11 protein-coding genes are annotated in these 17328 nt (G+C 47.9%); 4 read left to right on the top strand and 7 right to left on the bottom strand.

Going from position 1 to position 17328, the window contains the following annotated elements; translation table 11 throughout:
• Positions 1–51: 51 nt before the first annotated feature.
• On the bottom strand, positions 52–966 hold the full coding sequence (locus tag KK083_RS03825) for a DUF4350 domain-containing protein (RefSeq protein ID WP_254160857.1): 915 nt from the start codon (positions 964–966) through the stop codon (positions 52–54).
• Positions 967–1370: 404 nt separating this feature from the next.
• On the opposite strand from KK083_RS03825, the gene KK083_RS03820 reads away from it, so the two are divergent.
• Positions 1371–3110 carry a tetratricopeptide repeat protein gene (locus tag KK083_RS03820; protein ID WP_254160855.1) on the top strand — a complete coding sequence of 580 codons (1740 nt, stop codon included), beginning with the start codon at positions 1371–1373 and terminating at the stop codon, positions 3108–3110.
• A 111-nt stretch (positions 3111–3221) separates the two neighbouring features.
• Here KK083_RS03820 and KK083_RS03815 read toward each other — a convergent pair whose 3' ends face one another.
• The 4 genes from KK083_RS03815 to KK083_RS03800 all read right to left on the bottom strand — a co-directional run bounded on the left by KK083_RS03815 (position 3222) and on the right by KK083_RS03800 (position 6265).
• Complete coding sequence (locus tag KK083_RS03815; RefSeq protein ID WP_254160853.1) at positions 3222–3599, bottom strand: glyoxalase superfamily protein; 378 nt, start codon at positions 3597–3599, stop codon at positions 3222–3224.
• A gap of 72 nt (positions 3600–3671) precedes the next feature.
• A complete protein-coding gene (locus KK083_RS03810) occupies positions 3672–4145 on the bottom strand; it encodes an MlaD family protein (RefSeq protein ID WP_254160851.1) in 474 nt (157 codons plus the stop codon).
• Between the two features lie 231 nt (positions 4146–4376).
• The gene (locus KK083_RS03805; RefSeq protein WP_254160849.1) at positions 4377–5858 is read right to left on the bottom strand and encodes a phytoene desaturase family protein; all 1482 of its coding nucleotides are present in this window, start codon (positions 5856–5858) and stop codon (positions 4377–4379) included.
• An 8-nt stretch (positions 5859–5866) separates the two neighbouring features.
• The gene (locus KK083_RS03800) at positions 5867–6265 is read right to left on the bottom strand and encodes a hypothetical protein (RefSeq protein ID WP_254160847.1); all 399 of its coding nucleotides are present in this window, start codon (positions 6263–6265) and stop codon (positions 5867–5869) included.
• Positions 6266–6452: 187 nt separating this feature from the next.
• Here KK083_RS03800 and KK083_RS03795 point away from each other — a divergent pair, with 187 nt between their 5' ends.
• A complete protein-coding gene (locus KK083_RS03795) occupies positions 6453–8186 on the top strand; it encodes a GMC oxidoreductase (protein WP_254160845.1) in 1734 nt (577 codons plus the stop codon).
• A gap of 144 nt (positions 8187–8330) precedes the next feature.
• Positions 8331–8990, top strand: a complete 660-nt coding sequence (locus KK083_RS03790; RefSeq protein ID WP_254160843.1) for an efflux RND transporter periplasmic adaptor subunit — start codon at positions 8331–8333, stop codon at positions 8988–8990.
• A gap of 45 nt (positions 8991–9035) precedes the next feature.
• Here KK083_RS03790 and KK083_RS03785 read toward each other — a convergent pair whose 3' ends face one another.
• The gene (locus KK083_RS03785; RefSeq protein ID WP_254160841.1) at positions 9036–9632 is read right to left on the bottom strand and encodes a Crp/Fnr family transcriptional regulator; all 597 of its coding nucleotides are present in this window, start codon (positions 9630–9632) and stop codon (positions 9036–9038) included.
• Between the two features lie 136 nt (positions 9633–9768).
• Complete coding sequence (locus KK083_RS03780) at positions 9769–11076, bottom strand: NAD(P)/FAD-dependent oxidoreductase (protein ID WP_254160839.1); 1308 nt, start codon at positions 11074–11076, stop codon at positions 9769–9771.
• 336 nt (positions 11077–11412) lie between these two features.
• Here KK083_RS03780 and KK083_RS03775 point away from each other — a divergent pair, with 336 nt between their 5' ends.
• The gene (locus KK083_RS03775; RefSeq protein ID WP_254160837.1) at positions 11413–17214 is read left to right on the top strand and encodes a carboxypeptidase-like regulatory domain-containing protein; all 5802 of its coding nucleotides are present in this window, start codon (positions 11413–11415) and stop codon (positions 17212–17214) included.
• Positions 17215–17328: the final 114 nt, after the last annotated feature.

The raw sequence follows: 17328 nt of genomic DNA, 5'->3' as shown, positions 1-17328 counted from the left end.
TTCAGGACTGAGTTGCGTTACCGCCTGAGCGGGTAAAGAAGAAAAAGTAACTTACTTTATAATCCCATCCAACCAGTGAATTGTATTCAGCAGGAATTGTGCGTTCTGCGATGCGCTGGGGGCGTTCATTCCCATTTTATTTTTACCACGTTGTAGCTGGGCGGTGAACATCGCAGCTTCACCAAACACCACCACTCTTCCGGCACCGTATTTCATGTAAGCTCCCTGAACAAGATTCTCTGCTGATACAACCTGTGTATTCTTCTCAAACTCCCAGGCTGTTTGGGGCAACTTGATCTCATAGTCAGACGACAGCACCACAACGGGTGTGGCGTTTTGAGGGATCTCAAAAGCCTGGCCCGTGAACGTCTGCAGGGATGCGATTTTTTCGGTCTTGTCTCTGCCATTCGTGAGGGCGTTTGTCATCAGGCCTTTTCCGGGCGTGAAGAGATCTTTGCCTGCTTTCTTTTTCATGGCAAATCCATTCAGGAACCTGAATCCAAACGAAGCCGCCAGTTTTTCGGCAGCACCGGGAAACGGCATGTGATCGGCTATGAGAAACAGGGCGCCACCTTTTTTCACCCAGGCATTCAATGCTTCTATTTCGGCATCTGTAAACGCTGACGGTGTCGGCAAGCTCCAGTTTTCACCGTTATCGGGGTGTAGTGCATTGGCGATGACAAGGATCTTTGCCGCTGTAAGGCCTTCATTTGTGAACGGCTGAGAAAAGCCGCCCACCACGTAGCCATCTTTCTCCAGCACACGTGCAAACGGTTTAAACCTTCCTTTCACCGTATGAAAATTGCTATGCGCCTCGTCTATGAGCACCGCGGGGCCTTGTGCTTTTGCGTATGCAGGTCGTACAATTTCAGGGTTGAACAACGTGTCGGCAACCTGTTGTGCGCTGGCGAGCGTTGTGTACGCGACCGCGACCAGGAGAAGGAGGGTAACTTTTGGGTTTTGCATGGTTTCCGAAGCTAATGAGAAGCATGAGAAAAAACAATAGTGAGGCTACATCCGCCAGGAGGAAAATAGGGCGTAACACATTCATTTTAAAGGCCATACCCCGGTGTATGCATCCATTAGGCGGCAAGGAGCCTCTACGTTGATCATGGCGTACCCTTTTTCGAGCAGGTTTCAATAGCACCTGCGTGGTTTCAAAACTCAACCGGGGTTTACATTGAGCACTAACGGAACGTCACACCTTGCTGATGTAAGGTTTCGCCCTGTTGGTAACGGAACCATCCTGCAGAACTTCATAAAATTGCCAGATGATTGCCGTGCTATCATTCGTGTAGCCGGCCAGATACTATTTTACCTTGGCAGACGCGAGATACTTTACGTTCATTTTTTTCTTCTTATTCGGCCTTATGATCCCGGCCAGGAGTCAGCAGTCATCACAGGTGGCCGAGCTGGTGAAGCTTTATGAGCAGGCGATAAAAAATAAGGATCACAAAAGATCGGCGCAGTATGCATACGAGCTGGCGGGTCTTTATAAGGAGGCGAAAGACCTGGATAACGCCCTCGATTACCTGGATCAGTCACTGACCTATACAAAGAAAGCCGGCGATGCTTCGATGCAATATACGGTCTTCGATCAGCTCGGAGCCTGTAACCTGGAGCTTAAGAAATACTCAAAAGCTGTGGAGCACTACCAGGAGGCCCTGCTTATTGCACGACAACGAAAAGAGAGCGCACACATCAAGGAGCAACTCATCAATGTTGCTGCAGGTTATGGATTACTTGAGCGTTACAAGCGATCGATCGAATATGGGGAAGAAGCCTTGTCTATAGCGATCGTTGAACATGATCCCACGCTCCAGCAAAAGTGTTATCAGTTGCTGGCAGGGTATTATGAAAAGCTGGGCAATCATAAAAAAGCCGCCGAGTATTACACACAGTACAACGTTCTGATCACGGCGAAGTATAATGAAGAGCTCAAGAAACGTGAGGTAAAGGAGCTGAAGCAACGCATCGAAAAAGAGGGCTTGGAAAAACGTTCCACGCAGTCGAAGCTGTCAGAGCAGACAAAGAAGCTGGCGATCTTCAACGATTCGCTGCGCAAGATCGAAGGTTCGCTTCGCGCTACGACTGATTCCCTGAAGATCACTGAAGAGATCTCCCGAAGCCGCCAGATGGAGATCGACCTGCTACAAAAAGATAAAGAGCTGGCTGACACGCGGATCAGGGAGCAGGAAGTGAAGCTCGAGAACGAAGCACTGGTCCGGAATTTTGTCGCCACGGGAATTTTGTTGTCGTTGGCGTTGATTGCCGTATTGATCATCAGCTATCGCAAAAAGAGCAACGATAATAAAAAGATAGCGCAGCAGAATAAGAACATCCGGAGCAGTATCAACTATGCCAAACGGATCCAGGAGGCTATGCTGCCGAAGACGGAACAGCATCCCGGGATCTTCGAAAACGCTTTTGTGCTTTTCAAACCACGCGATACCGTGAGTGGTGATTTCTACTGGTTTTCGGATATCAGGACCACACAGTCACGCCAGGCTGACATTGCCTTTGCTGCCGTGGATTGCACCGGGCATGGTGTGCCCGGCGCCTTTATGTCGATGATCGGCATCAATGCGTTGAACGGTATCATTAACCGCGGCATCACAGAAACCAATTTGATCCTGGATGCGCTCGATCTCGAGATCCGCACAGCGCTCAAGCAGGAAGTTTCCGGGAACAACGATGGAATGGATGTGGCACTATGCATCTATCGGCCCGGCAGAAGAACACTCGAGTTCTCGGGCGCCAAAAATCCCCTGGTGTATATTCAGAACCAGGCGCTGCACCAGGTCAAAGGAGATATCCATTCCATAGGAGGCAGGAGGCACAAGAAACAATTCCTGTTCAGGAAAAACGAGATCGTGATCGACAAGCCTACGGTGATCTATCTTTTCTCGGATGGTTATAAAGATCAGTTTGGCGGTAAAGACGACACAAAGTTCATGTCGAAACGTTTGAACCAGCTGCTGCTGGAAATCCACCACAAACCGATGTACGAGCAGATGCGCATTCTTCAGGACACGATCGAGGGATGGAAGGGCAATCGCGAGCAGACCGATGATATCCTGGTGATGGGATTGAGATTGGAACCGATGTGATGTGTTGTGTCCCGCAGATTCCGCAGATTTACGCAGAAATGATCTTCAAAGGGATCTGCGAATCCCGATAGCTATCGGGACAGCGTGATCTGCGGGAAATGCATTTAGGACTCACAGAAGATTTTCGAGGCAAACAAGCAGCTCGTTGCCGTCGGGGTCGTCAATTTGAAGCACCTCGTAGCCCCACCATGATCTTTTGGTTGGGATGGAACGCTCGGCCACTTCCTTCAGCAGCTGATCCACCGCCGCGCGTGATAGCTCGAGGAACACACGGCTCCGGTCATCGCGTGTAGCATCCTGGCATAAAATGATCTCGCAGCTCCCTCGGTCTACCTGGCATACGGTGCCCTTGCCGTCTGCTTCGTGCCATTTCTTTTTGAAACCCAGCTGATCGACATAGAACTCAATGGCGCGTTGAATGTCCGCGACAAAGAACACGGGACGCATATACCAGAAGTGGTCGATCGTTTGTTCGTCAGGTTGTTCCATATGTCGAACGTGGCAAAACGTCTTTTGAAACCAGACTATAATTTACTCAAGCGTACTGTGACAGCGATCCCTTCACTGTTTCATTGTTGTCGAATCTTTCGATATTTTTCTAAATATCATCATCAATGTGTCTGCGAGTCTATAAGCCGGGTTATGCTTTACAAGGCTGTCCCACTCTGCAGCGGTCAGTTTTCTAAATTCCGTCGAGTCGGGCGGTTGAACATAACCTGTTTGAATTTCGTCAGTGTCCATAAGCTCCTGACTGTCTGAAAGGCCGATTTCAATGTGTTTTTCCAAGATCTCTGAGTGTATTGTGAAGGTCGAACCTTTTGTCAGTTTAATACCTCGCCCGACCCAAATTGTTGCTAACACTTTCTTTTCATTGTCAATTACCAGGTCCTTTACCTGGCCAACTTCAAGTCCTTTCAGAATCACTTTATCGCCCTCTGTTAACTGGTCGACATTGTCAAATTGAACTTTGTAATATTCAGAATCCGAGCAGCTGATCAGCGTTAAAAGTAAAAAGTATGTCAACATCTTTTTCATTATCCGTAAGGCGATAGGTGTATATCAAATATAGGCAAAACCAGGCTGTCGTCTGATGAACATTCCTGAATGAGGAGAGAATTCTGCATTTTTGTCCCAAATAATGATGACAGAAGCCAGGCCTGCAGAAAAAAGATGTTTCAGGTCAGGTGTTTATACCAGTGGAGACGGGGATGGTGTTGCCCGTGAAATTCGGTGCGCGTTAGTGGGTTTATAAAGTAAAAAGGTGCGTCAGTTACCTTTTTGGATCTGCTCAGCAACAATCCTGCTTCCTAAAATACAGGCAACCGTTCCGAGGCCAGGCCATGTTGTGTCACCCACAAGCCGGAAGTTCGGGATGCCGATATCATGAGGAATGGCCCTCAGGTTTGAATTCGTTATGGTTTGTTTGATGCCGCCCACAGCTCCATCTCTTCTTCCGGTGTATTTGTAATAAGTGCGTGGCGTTCCTACTTCATAAACAACAGGTCGCATTCCGAGGTCCGGATAAATTTTTCTGGCCAGGTTAACCAACTGTTCACCTGCCTCCTGCTTTTTGATGGAATAAGAAACATCATCGAGGTTCTGCCATTCATCCAGGTTGCAATGGGTTGATATCATAACGGCCCGGTATCCGTCGGGAGCGCTTTTAAGATCACCAGGCGATGACACGGAGACGAACATATTATTGCCGTCTCCCAACGGCGTGTTGTAATTGTACATTAGCTGATGGTGCGTAAGCTCCTGGTTTGTTACTTCTTCTTCCGGTACACCGAGAAAAACAACAATGGCACCGCCGCGTTTTTCCGCTGCTGCCGAGAGATATTTTTTAAAACGTTTCTTCAGCTGTCCCTTGACAATATCATGTGTAACGTCTAAAGGCAACGCGCTCACTACTTGCGCTGCCCTGTATCTACCTTTATTACTCTGAAGATCATACACACCTTTGCTGAGGCCGATCTGCATTACACGATTTCCGAGCAGGAGCCTGCCACCCATGCTGTGATACGCTTGCACGAGGTGATCCCATAAACCTTTCATTCCACCTTGTGCCCTTCTTAAGCCAGCACCTCTGATGGTGATGCCGAGCGCCGCATTGATCAACGGCGCCTGTTCCACCGAGCTGTGAACGGTATCTTCAATCAGCATACCCATGGCGGAACGCAGGGGGACATCATGTTCGAGATTGAATTTCTTCAGCGCATCAAGAAAGGTCCAGTTGAGATACCGGGTGAGCGGTAAGTTCCTAGCACCAACGCAGCGAACGCTATTCACGATATCGGCCAGGTTTTGAACAGGTAACTTGATTCCTGTACGGCTTGCATTCCAGAACACGTCAGCCAGGTGGTCGATGAACTTCCAGAAAGCTATGTGGTCGGTACTGGTTCCGAATTTGGCTAACCGCTCGCGATTCCATTTTTCGCGATCGTGATACATGTGAACCTCCCTGTCTGGAAGCCACAGCTTATAGTCGAGCTTTTCGGATTCAGGAATCGATATTCCCACAGATTGGAACAGCTCTCCACCCACGCCGTTAAGCTCAAAATCAACCAGCGTGGTGGCACCCACATCGAAGGAAAAACCCTTTTTTGTATAGAAGCCTGCACAACCGCCTGGCTGGCCATGTGCTTCGAGAATGATGGTTGCATATCCCTTTGCTTGTAATCGCAGCGCAGTAGCCATGCCTGCAATTCCACATCCCACAATGGCTACATCACAAGTGGCATCACTCATGACCAGTATTATGGATTTTTAGGATGAACAGGCTGGGCATTGAGAGGCCTGCCACTGATGCTTTTGTATGTGATCCTGACTCCTTCAACCTGATCTTGCCGCTCAAAGGTATTCGCAAGAATATCGATGTAAACCGTGAGCTCTGTGCTGCTCCGCCACTCGATCTCGATCTGCCCATCATTTACTATAAAGGTGTTGCCATTTTCGTTTTCCAGGCTTTTATCTGCTTTCAGAATTGACAACTGCGTTGATGCTGACGTGGTGGCGCCACAGTCTCTTGAGAAAATTACGGCCTTCAACGCCTTGTTTGGAGAATATGTTTCTTCGATCACCTCATTGCTACAAACATCTTTTAGTCCGCAAGAACCGGCTGTTAAAATGATGATGATAATTGACAGTCTGCACATTTGGTTCATTGTTACAATTACGTAAATATTCAACGTAAAGCCGTCTGATTTTTCCGGTAAGTTTGCTTTTTACTGTGCTTCCTTGCTCTGGTTCCTCCATCGGTATCAATTCCCTTGCATCATTGCCTGCGAATCGCCATTTTGAAAGACCCATTGAAAAGGTCTTCGTTTGTAATAACACGCTGTAATGGAAAAAGAAATTGCTTCTGTGAACGTCAATGCTGGTGGCGTGCAAAAAAATATGTACGACGCCATTGTGATCGGCTCCGGGATCAGCGGGGGATGGGCTGCCAAGGAGCTGTGTGAAAAGGGACTGAAGACACTGGTGCTGGAACGTGGCCGCAATGTAGTGCACAACAAGGATTACCCGACGGCCACGAAAAATCCGTGGGACTTCACCTACCGCGGACGACTCACGCGCGAGTTCCGGGAAGAGAATCCGCTCATCACCAAGGCAGCAGGGCTCGGAGAAGATACAGCGCACTTCTTCATCAAAGATAAAGACCATCCCTATGTACAGGAGAAACCGTTCGACTGGATCAGGGGTTATCAGGTTGGCGGAAAATCGCTGACATGGGGCAGGGCCACGCAACGTTGGAGTCCGTATGAATTTATCGCTCCCGCCAGGTTCGGGTATGGCATCGACTGGCCTATCCGCTACAGCGACATCGCTCCCTGGTATTCATATGTGGAGGAGTTCATCGGTGTCTGCGGCAGCCGCGATGGAATTGAAGCGATGCCTGACGGCGAATTTCTTCCGCCGTTCGAGTTCAACTGTGTGGAATCTGCCATGCAGCAGCGCATCCGCAAAAATTATAAAGACCGCCACCTGGTGCATGCACGCTGGGCGCACCTTACACAACCGAAAGACATCCACCTGCAGCAGGGGAGGGGAAAATGCCAGGCGCGGAATCTTTGCATGCGCGGATGCCCGTTCGGAGGATATTTCAGCTCCGTTTCGTCCACACTGCCCTGGGCCGACCGCACCGGCAACCTCACCATCAGGCCACACGCCGTGGTCCATTCCATCCTCTACGACGAGAAGAAAGGAAAGGCTACCGGCGTGCGGATCATCGATGCAAACTCGCATGAAGTGACGGAGTATTTTGCCCGCATTATTTTTGTGAACGCTTCCGCGCTCAACAGCAACCTGATCCTGCTGAACTCCACCTCGCAGCGGTTCCCGGCAGGTTTTGGCAACGACAACGGACTGCTGGGTAAGTACATTGCCTTTCATAACTATCGCGCCTATGTGGGTGCAGCCATGGATGGTTTTGAAGACCGTTATTATTCGGGACGCAACCCGACAGAACCGATCATTGCCAACTACCGGAACCTTGGCCGCCAGGAGATGGATTACCTGGGCGGGTTCACAACGTTCACGGGCGCATATCGCCTGCGCGGTGACCAGAAAGCCGTAGAAAATGCCTGCGGTGCCGAATTGAAATCTGCCATGGCTAAACCCGGTGAATGGAGAACCTATATGTACATGCAGGGCGAGACCATCCCCAAAGAAAAGAACCACGTGCGCCTGAGCGAAGACAAAAAAGATCCCTGGGGAATTCCCCAGCTGGTGATGTCAGTAGAATATGACGACAACGATGATAAGATGACACGCGACTTCATGGAACAAAGCGCTGAAATGTTTGAGAAAGCCGGCTGCAGCAACATCGAATCATTCGATTCAAAACAACCTCCAGGCCTGGACATTCATGAGATGGGAGGCTGCCGCATGGGGCGCGATCCGAAGACCTCGTTGCTCAACGAATGGAACCAGCTTCACGCCTGCAAAAATGTTTTTGTTACCGATGGCGCGTGTATGACCAGCACGGGCAATCAAAGTCCTTCTATTTTATACATGGCGCTGACGGCACGCGCGGCTAACCATGCGGTGGAGGAGTTGAAGAGACAAAATCTATAGCTATTTTGATTTGTTCCAATTCTCCAAAATCAAACATGCGCTGTTCGGCGCCGGACATGCTTTGAGTGATGCAACGGTCTCATGCATCTGTAGACGCGGTTTTTCTTTGGCATGATTTCGGACATAGCAGATTCTAAACGTGTTATGAGAATCCTTGTTGTTTTGCCCGTTGCGTTGATCCTGCTATTTGTGGTGTACAATGTTTTCTTTGCACCCAGACGGCCGGTGTGTGGGCTGGGAAGAGCGCCAATATTAAGCATCGCTACCGTTCATTATGGCAATTTCCAGGAACTTATACCAGCCACTGGTACAGTGATATTAGACTCTGTTTCAAACACAGCATCCGTTAAGGTCCCGATCGATGAATTGTATTTTTCACGGATAGTGCCGGGATTAAAAGCTTCAACCACTATCAACAACCAGGACTATGTGCTCACGTTGATCTCTCTCGATAGTGTGGTGACGGAAGGCAGATTCAATACCATACTTCGGTTCGATGGGGAAGTTCTTCCGTCTTTGAAACCGGATCAAAGCTTACGGATCCGGCTCAGCTTGTCACCTGCCCGTGATGCCATTCAACTACCAGTCGGCGGATTTTATAAAGACACAGGAGGCAGCTATGTATACGTTGTAAAAAACGATCTCGCCATCAAAAGAAATGTTGTTCTCGGAAGGAAGAACATGGATTGCTTTGAAGTGCTTTCAGGGCTATCGCCCGGGGAAGAGGTGATCACATCATCTTATGAAAAATTTGACAAGGAAGATATTTTAGAACTTAGCGAGATAAAAGCATTGTATGAATGAGGATCAGTGCCTGATGCTCAACTTTAAACTTTAAACTTGAAATTTTTACCCCTCCCGGCTGCCAATCCTGAGTTTTTTCTTGATCTCGCTCAGGTACTCCGGCGTGATCCCCAAATATGAAGCAAGCAGGTATTGGGGAATGCGGTTTGCAAAGCCGGGAAAGGCGTTGATAAAATGAAGATAGAGGTCTTCACCTGATAAATTATACCGGACCTTCATACCCTGCTGTGACACACGATACGCAATCTCGTACATCCTGCGGAAATATCGCTCCATGCATGGATGAGCCTGGAACATGGGCTCCTGGGCGTTGAACTCGATGGCCAGGATCTCGCTGCGCTCTACCGCCTGAATGAAGAAATCCGTTTTCTGTTGTGTTGAAAAGCTGAGGTGATCGGTGAGCCACCAGTTCTCGATGGCAAATTGCACCGTTTGCTCATTGCCTTTTTCATTGACGAAGAACATGCGCAGACATCCTTTGCCAACGAAGTAGTGATGCCGGCAAACCTGCCCTGCTTCGAGCAGGTTCGCTTTTTTAGCAACAGTGATTGGGCGGAAGTAAGCCAAAACAGACGGGAGCTCTTGTTCCGGTACTTCGGTATACTGCCTGAGGTGTAACGCCAGCTGTTTTCTGATCTCCATTCCCGGTTAGTTTAAAGTTACAAGTTTCAAGTTTAAAGTTAAACCCGATTCGGCTCCGGCTCAACTTTAAACCTGAAACCTCAAACTTTAAATTTTTAACCTGAAACTCCCAACTTCAATACGGAGGGACACCGAATTAAAAGCGAGAAGAATTTTGTTTTTTACCGGGTTGTGCCGTTTGAAAGATCATGCGCAATGCCTGGTCGGAGGTGATGTAAGCTACGCCCCAGTTGTAAAGTGTCTTGATCTTGTTGTTGTAGTTGACCAGCGAGATCACGTGAATGAAAAGCCAGCTGACCAACCCCAGAAGACCACCCAGGTGAAGTTTATGTTTGAAGAGATCGGCTACGGCAAATTTGCGCCCGATGATGGCCATGTCGCCCCTGTCGAAATATTTGAAGGGCTTCGGCTGTTGGCCTTTCGCCATCCGCAACAGATTTAAGGCTAACGTTTTTCCCTGTTGAATGGCAGGCTGCGCGAGTTGCGGGTGGCCATTGGGATAGTCCTGATCTGTGAACTGAATGCTGATATCTCCGATGGCAAAAACATTGTCATAACCCTGTACACGGTTATAAGCATCGGTGATCATCCTCCTGCCCTTGCCTAAACTTGTTGCTGCTATTCCGTCAAAAGTTCTGGCCACAACGCCGGCGGTCCAGAGCAGGGTTTTGGCGTGGATCACGGCGCCGTCTGACAAATGCACCTGCTCATCTTTAAAACTTGTTACCAGTGTGTTCAATTTTACCTGCACGCCTAACTGTTTCAAAGCTTCGGCAGCCCGCTGATGTGTTTTATTGCTCATGGCAGTCAGCACGGTCGATGCGCCTTCGATCACGTGAATGTTGATGGGAGAATTTTTGAGCTCCGGATATTCTTTGCCGATCAGGTATTTTTTCATCTCACCTAACATGCCCGCCACCTCCACACCGGTGGGGCCACCTCCGGCAATAACGATGGTGAGCAGCTTTTCACGTTCAAGGGGATCTTTTTCAATGGCGGCCTTTTCGAATAACCGGATCAGCTCGTTGCGCATGAACAGCGCATCATCTATACTTTTGAGAAAGACAGCATTTTGTTTGATGCTTTCGTTCCCGAAGAAATTTGTTTCTGTGCCCGCGGCAAATACCAGAAGATCATACTGAAGCTGCTCGCCATCGCTTAAAAACAACTTGTTTTGTTGGGTGTCTACTTTTGATACCGACGCTAAACGGAATTGCACACCTTTTCCGGTAAACAGTTTTCTGAATGGGTAGCTGATGCTGGAAGGCTCAAGAAAGCTGGTAGCCACCTGGTAAAGGAGCGGCGTAAAGTAATTGTAATTGTTCATATCGACCAGCGTGATCCGGTAACGTTTGCTCTTAGCCAGATGACGGATAAAATTCAAACCGGCAAATCCACCACCAATTACCACAACATGTTTCCTGTTTTCTTCCGGGGTATTCATAGTCATTACGTTTTAAAAAGATGGCTCTAAAAACTTGCGAGTAGTGCGAAGTTTCTCAGGTAGGTGTAAGCTCACTTCTTATATCGATAAAAGCACCTGAAAGGTTATGCAAACGCTTAAACTGGTTTAAGAAATTAGAAAATAGAAGTCAGAAGCCAGGAGTAAGGAGCCAGGAGGGCTGTCGCTCAGGAATTGCATGTGTTTAACATAAACCATCCTTCGCTTTAGAGGCCGCGAGGACACTGAACGCAGCTGATAAATTCACTTAATTTTGACGTAAGGGTTCTTATGGAAAGACGGGTCTTGTGCATCTTTATTATATTGAACCTTTTACCTATGCCGCGCCTGTACCTTTCCGCCCTACTCTTCATTTCGATATTTCAATTGAATCATGTTCGCGCCCAGAACCTCGCCGATAGCCGTACAAGCAGTTACTATACTTTTATATACAAGATCAGCAATGAGCAGGCGCAACGGCTTTACAAAGACATGTGGAACCTTGAGAATTCCTATCTCAATACCTTATATGATTTTTACCCCACGGATTCTGTTTACAGGAAAAAACTTCCCACCGGCCATTATCTTTTTGTAAGCGCCAAAGACGGAAATTTTAGCGGAACGCTTCGGTCGGAGAATAATCTTGACTTAAAGCTGTTGAATAATCATCGCGACCTGATGATGATCTTTTATGACTCAACGGGGAAGGAGATCTCCGATGCTACTGTGGCCGTCAAACGCAGAAACGTGCCCTTCCATTCGCGGACGCAAGGTTATCGTTTAAAAAAGTCGAATAAACGCGGACTTGTTACCGCTCATTATCAGGGACACACTTCCTATTTCGAGATCGAAAGGCAGCACAACAACGGCTTCTTCGGGAGAACGGGCCGCAAGATCATTCACTCCTTTCCGGTGAAGGATATTATATCACCTGTGTTCTACATCAAAAACAATGTTCAGAACATCGTTAACGGAGGGAGGCCCTACCTGCCACCGATCATTTATAAAGCAACACGTTCCCTGAGACCGAAACCCTACAAGGGATTTGTTGTGTTCAACAAGCCTGCGTATAAACCCGGCGACACGGTGAAACTGAAGGCGTTCATCACCAGCCTCAAAGGGAAACCATTTCGGAAAACGGTTACCATCAGCTTACAGCAATATCGTTCGCAGCGTGACAGAAAGCTCGGAACCATCGAGCCCTTTCACGATGGCGCTTACAAGTTTGAGTTTAAACTTGTGGATACCCTGAAGCTTCAGCTCGATAACAACTATACTGTTGCGCTCAGTAACAGGAAAGGTCACAAGCTCCTCTCAAATAGTTTTCGCTTCGAAGATTATGAATTAAAGAACAACGTTTACGCGGTAAGGAGCGAGAACAATAAAGACGGGCGCCCCGCTGCCTTGTATTTAAAAGGTACGGACTCGAACGAGATGCCTTTATTTGATGTGCGTGCCGAGATCCTGTTAAAGCCATCGGTTGTTGAAAAGTACTATCCGAAAAATGTGTTCGTCAAAGACACGCTCTGGTTTTATCAAACCAGGCTGGAGACCATTGGGGAGACCACAGTAGCCATTCCCGATTCGGTCATGCCCAACGTGGAGATGGAGTATACTGCCGTGGTTTCGTTTCTCAACAGTGAAAATGAACGGGTTGTTAAAGAAGAGAAGCTTTCATTCGATCAGGAACAGCTGCCGATCGCCATGGCTTTAAAAAATGATACGCTGTTGGTCAGTTCTACGATCGCTGGTAAAAATTTCCCGGGTATCAAGTTAGACGCGCATCAGGGCGACAGGCTGCTCACAAAAATTATAACCTTGCCCTACAAGGAGAGGATCGACAATTTTGTTGACTCTTATTGGGTGGACTACAAGAAGAAGCGCAGATCGATTGTTGTGAGCGATGAGCCGGATCAATTGCAGGTGCTGGCAACCAGAACGAAAGACTCACTTTTTATTGCGACGGAGAACCCGAGAAAAATAACGTTTCGTTACTTTTTGTTCCGTAACCGGAAATTAATGGCTGAGGGGCAAGGCAATCAGCTTGCGATCAGAAGAAGATCTAACGTCAATGACTCTTACAACTTAAGCATTCAATACGTCTGGGCCGGTCAGGGGCAAACCAGGGAATTCCAGATCCCATTCGACAAAAGAAACCTGGACATCAGGATCGATCACGCACCGATCGTTTACCCGGGCGAGAACACAGCATTTACAGTGTCCGTGAACGATGCGTTTGGCCAGCCCGTTGAAGAGGTTGACCTGACGGCCTATGCGGTCACAAAAAAGTTTGCTTCACCGCAGGTTGCTGCTGTGCCTGATCTGTCCAAACACCCCAGGAGCCGGATGATCTTTAATGAGTTCAATACAAAGCGGAGCGAGACGGATATTCTTAAAGGGCTCGAGTATTCTTATTGGAGAAAAACGTTGGGACTGGATAGCATCACCTTCTACAAATTTATGTTTCCGGATTCCGGATATTTTGAAGACCGCTCGAAATCACCGATCACGCAGTTTGCACCGTTCGTCATTGGCTATGGAATTGAACCGGTGGCCCTGATCTATGTGGATGGGCAGCCCGTGTATTATAAAGAAGTGGGCACGACGGAGCCGTATTCATTTGCCGTTAAGCCAGGTGTTCATAAGATCCAGTTAAGACTGAGAAATGCCCTGCTGACGTGTAATAAAGTGAAGATCGATTCTGCCGAAAAACTGATCTTCTCTGTTAACCGTTATAAGCTTCCGAAACACTGGACTTCCGTTGAAATGCCGTACCAGTTTACAGATGACGAGCTCAATAAGCTGGGCCGGCATTTTGTTCTTATGCGGCGCCATCCTCAGGCCTATATTGTACAGGGAGACCGATACCATGTGTTTGGAGAATCGGAAAATTATTATGGCAATGACCGGTTGGTGGGTCCGTTCTATCCTGGTAAGGCCACCTATTTCCAAAAAGATGGATTCCATTTAACGTTCGATTACGAGCCATTCAACAAATACGAGTTCAAAGAAAATATACTCAAGCTGCGTGAGCACAATGTTCGTAACCTGTTGAAGAACGAACGCTTTGGATGGTATGGATCAGCACCACGTCCTTTTACGGACGAAGTGTTCACGAAACAAACAATAGAAAAATATTGGAAAGATCATCAGCGTGTGCGTCTCAATACATTCAGCAGGTTCCCGGATTTTAACCCAGGCTCATCACGGGTTGGAAAATTAACGCTGGATCCCTTTGGTGAAGGGATGGATGAGGTTCTTACCAGGGCTACATTCATTGTCAATATCGATCGCCCTGACGAATACTATGTTTTACCTCAAGTTGCAAAGTTTGAACAATTCAACGAAGGAAGGTATCAGGCGGTGGTGCTGCTTTATGATGATACCTATGTGAAGGCCGATTCAATTGTTGTAAAACCTTTTGGAACCAACTATTACGATCTTTCGAAGTATAAGGTACACGAGCCTGATTCATTCAGTACGCATGTTCTTCAATTGATAGAGAAGTGGTCAAAGCCTGAAAATTACCTGATACGTGAGAGGGCGATGGAATTACACCGGCTGCGCAGTTTGTATTCCCGTGAATTTTCAGTGAGCGATGCATTCACCCATACTGTGTCCGGAAGAATTACAGACGACACAGGAGAGGGGATACCGGGTGTGAATGTGGTTGTGAAAGGAACAGCGGTTGGAACGGCCACCGATATGGCGGGTTACTACTCGCTCAGGTGCCCGCCTGATGCAGAGCTGGTATTTTCATTCATCGGATATAACACAGAGGAGCAATCTGTCAATAATAGCGCTGTTGTCAACGTGAAGTTAAACGAAGACGTAAAACACCTGAGTGAAGTAGTGGTTGTTGGATATGGAATAGAGCGCTCACGAAAGCAGCTTAGTGTATCTTATGCGCTGGCAGGACAGGTGGCCGGCATGTTTATTAGTGGTAACAGACCGGGGGCTGCAGACTCAGTTTCTATTCAGATCCGTGGATTGACGAGTGTCAATGGCAACCAGGAACCATTGGTGATCCTCGACGGAAGGATTGTGCGACTGAGCGACGTCAATAGAAACCTGGTAACCGCCATAGACGTTATCAAAGGTTCAGATGCTGTGGCATTGTACGGTGCTCAGGCAGCAAGTGGTGTGATCCTGATGTCAACCAAAGCAGGCGCCACAAAAGCGTATCTGAAAGAAGTGAGCAGAAATGTTACGCCGGTGCCGGTTCTTGAAGAAGTACCTGGCAACGCGTTGCGCAAGAACTTCAGGGACTATGCGTTCTGGCAACCGGATCTCAGAACCGATGAAAACGGCAAGGCAGTGTTCCGTGCAACGTTCCCCGATGATATCACTGGGTGGAACGCCTACGTGCTGGGCATGGCAACAAAACGCAGAACAGGCCAAACGTCATCCAGCATACAATCGTACAAACCCCTTGTGGCGCAGATCGTGCAACCGCATTTTCTTATCGAGGGCGACCACGCAACTGCTTTGGGTAAGATCACCAATTACGGCCAGGAGAAAGTGCAACTCAACCGCAGTATCAAAATAAATGACCGGTTGGTTAATGAAGACGCGATCGAAGTGCAGAATTCCAGGATCGATAGCATTGCCCTTCATGCTTCGGGCCGTGACTCGATGTCGGTAGAATACGCGGTAGCCTTCAAAAATTATAAAGATGGCGAGCTCCGGAAGATCCCCGTATTGCGAAAAGGAACCCTCGAAGCCAATGGCCAGTTCTTTGCGCTGGAAGCTGACACGACTTTTACATTGAACTTTCCAAATATCAGGGAGTCGGTAAAACTATACGCGCAGGCTGACTTGCTGGAGGTTCTTGCAGATGAGATAACCTACCTGAAGCAATATGCTTATGAGTGTAATGAACAGCTGGCATCCAGGCTGAAGGGACTCTTGCTGGAGAAAAGCATCAGTGAATTCAGAAAGGCTAAATTTTCCGGAGACCGTGAGATAATGAAAGTGATCAAAAAGTTGATCGCACGTCAAAATGCCGATGGAAGCTGGGCGTGGTGGAAAGATGGGCCGGGTGAAATATGGATCACGTTGCATGCTGCCAAAACTTTGCTTCAGGCTGAAAAGGCAGGATACAACAAGACTGTTGACAAAGATCTGCTGATCGACTTTCTCGAAAAACAACTTCCGTCGCTACCGGTCAGCACAAAGCTTGCGGTAATGAACTTTCTGGCGGAGCAGGGACAGCTATTGACAGTGGCGGACCTGATCGATAGCATAAAAGCGTCGGCGAAGTCGACATTGCATGAGAAGTTGCTGGCAGAGCGGTTGTCACAAACCACGGGCAATAAGGTTGACTGGAAGTGGCTGAATGCAATGCGCTCGCAGACGATCAAGGGAAATTATTACTGGGGCGAAGATAAATTGCGTGTATACGATAATTCCGTACTGAACACGCTCCTGGTGTATCAGATGGCAACGAAGGATAATTTAAAGGGAAAGGATGTTGGCAAGATCAAAAACTATTTTCTGGAGCAACGCAGGGAACACTGGCGTAATACCTATGAGTCGGCATTGATCCTTGAGAACCTGCTGCCGGAAGTGATGAAGAATGGGCAACAGAATGAAAAGCCCCGTTTGCAGTTAGGGGGCAGCGTGACACAAAACATCACTGCTTTTCCGTTCGAAGCGTCAGCCGGATCGGGTGCCCTGACGGTGACCAAAACCGGAAGCGCCCCGGTATATTTCACGGCCTATACCGAAACCTGGAATGCAACCCCCAAACAAGCAGATAAAGACTTTACCATTCGCACTTCTTTTGATAAACAAGACAGCACCTTAACGGGTGGTAAGCCGGTGAACCTGAATATTGACGTTGAAGTGAAGAACGATGCGGAATACGTGATGATCGAAGTGCCCATTCCCGCCGGGTGCTCTTATCAATCGAAGCCACAGAACAGAATGAACGGCGAAGTGCACCGGGAGTACTACAACCACAAGACAAACATCTATTGCCAGTATCTTAAAAAGGGCAAATACAATTATTCCATCGAGCTGCTGCCCAGGTATTCCGGAAAATATTCCCTGAACCCTGCCGTAGTTGAATGTATGTATTTCCCCACGTTGTATGGACGGGAAGGCATGAAGGTGGTGAACGTAAAGAAACCGGAGTAGTTTGAAGTTTCAAGTTTCAGGTTTAAAGTTTGAAGTTTGAAGTTTAAGGGGTAAAGTTTAAGGTTCAAAGTTTAAATCCTGAATATCCTGTGAATCCTAAAATCCTGGTCTAAA

The organism is Chryseosolibacter histidinae, from assembly GCF_018598225.1.
GTDB lineage: Bacteria > Bacteroidota > Bacteroidia > Cytophagales > Cyclobacteriaceae > Chryseosolibacter > Chryseosolibacter histidini.
This window is presented reverse-complemented; position numbering and strand designations above follow the sequence as displayed.

Coding starts and splice junctions, on each gene's coding strand:
- KK083_RS03825 (WP_254160857.1), bottom strand. CDS start 966: ATGCAAAACCCAAAAGTTACCCTCCTTCTCCTGGTCGCGGTCGCGTAC.
- KK083_RS03820 (WP_254160855.1), top strand. CDS start 1,371: ATGATCCCGGCCAGGAGTCAGCAGTCATCACAGGTGGCCGAGCTGGTG.
- KK083_RS03815 (WP_254160853.1), bottom strand. CDS start 3,599: ATGGAACAACCTGACGAACAAACGATCGACCACTTCTGGTATATGCGT.
- KK083_RS03810 (WP_254160851.1), bottom strand. CDS start 4,145: ATGAAAAAGATGTTGACATACTTTTTACTTTTAACGCTGATCAGCTGC.
- KK083_RS03805 (WP_254160849.1), bottom strand. CDS start 5,858: ATGAGTGATGCCACTTGTGATGTAGCCATTGTGGGATGTGGAATTGCA.
- KK083_RS03800 (WP_254160847.1), bottom strand. CDS start 6,265: ATGTGCAGACTGTCAATTATCATCATCATTTTAACAGCCGGTTCTTGC.
- KK083_RS03795 (WP_254160845.1), top strand. CDS start 6,453: ATGGAAAAAGAAATTGCTTCTGTGAACGTCAATGCTGGTGGCGTGCAA.
- KK083_RS03790 (WP_254160843.1), top strand. CDS start 8,331: ATGAGAATCCTTGTTGTTTTGCCCGTTGCGTTGATCCTGCTATTTGTG.
- KK083_RS03785 (WP_254160841.1), bottom strand. CDS start 9,632: ATGGAGATCAGAAAACAGCTGGCGTTACACCTCAGGCAGTATACCGAA.
- KK083_RS03780 (WP_254160839.1), bottom strand. CDS start 11,076: ATGAATACCCCGGAAGAAAACAGGAAACATGTTGTGGTAATTGGTGGT.
- KK083_RS03775 (WP_254160837.1), top strand. CDS start 11,413: ATGCCGCGCCTGTACCTTTCCGCCCTACTCTTCATTTCGATATTTCAA.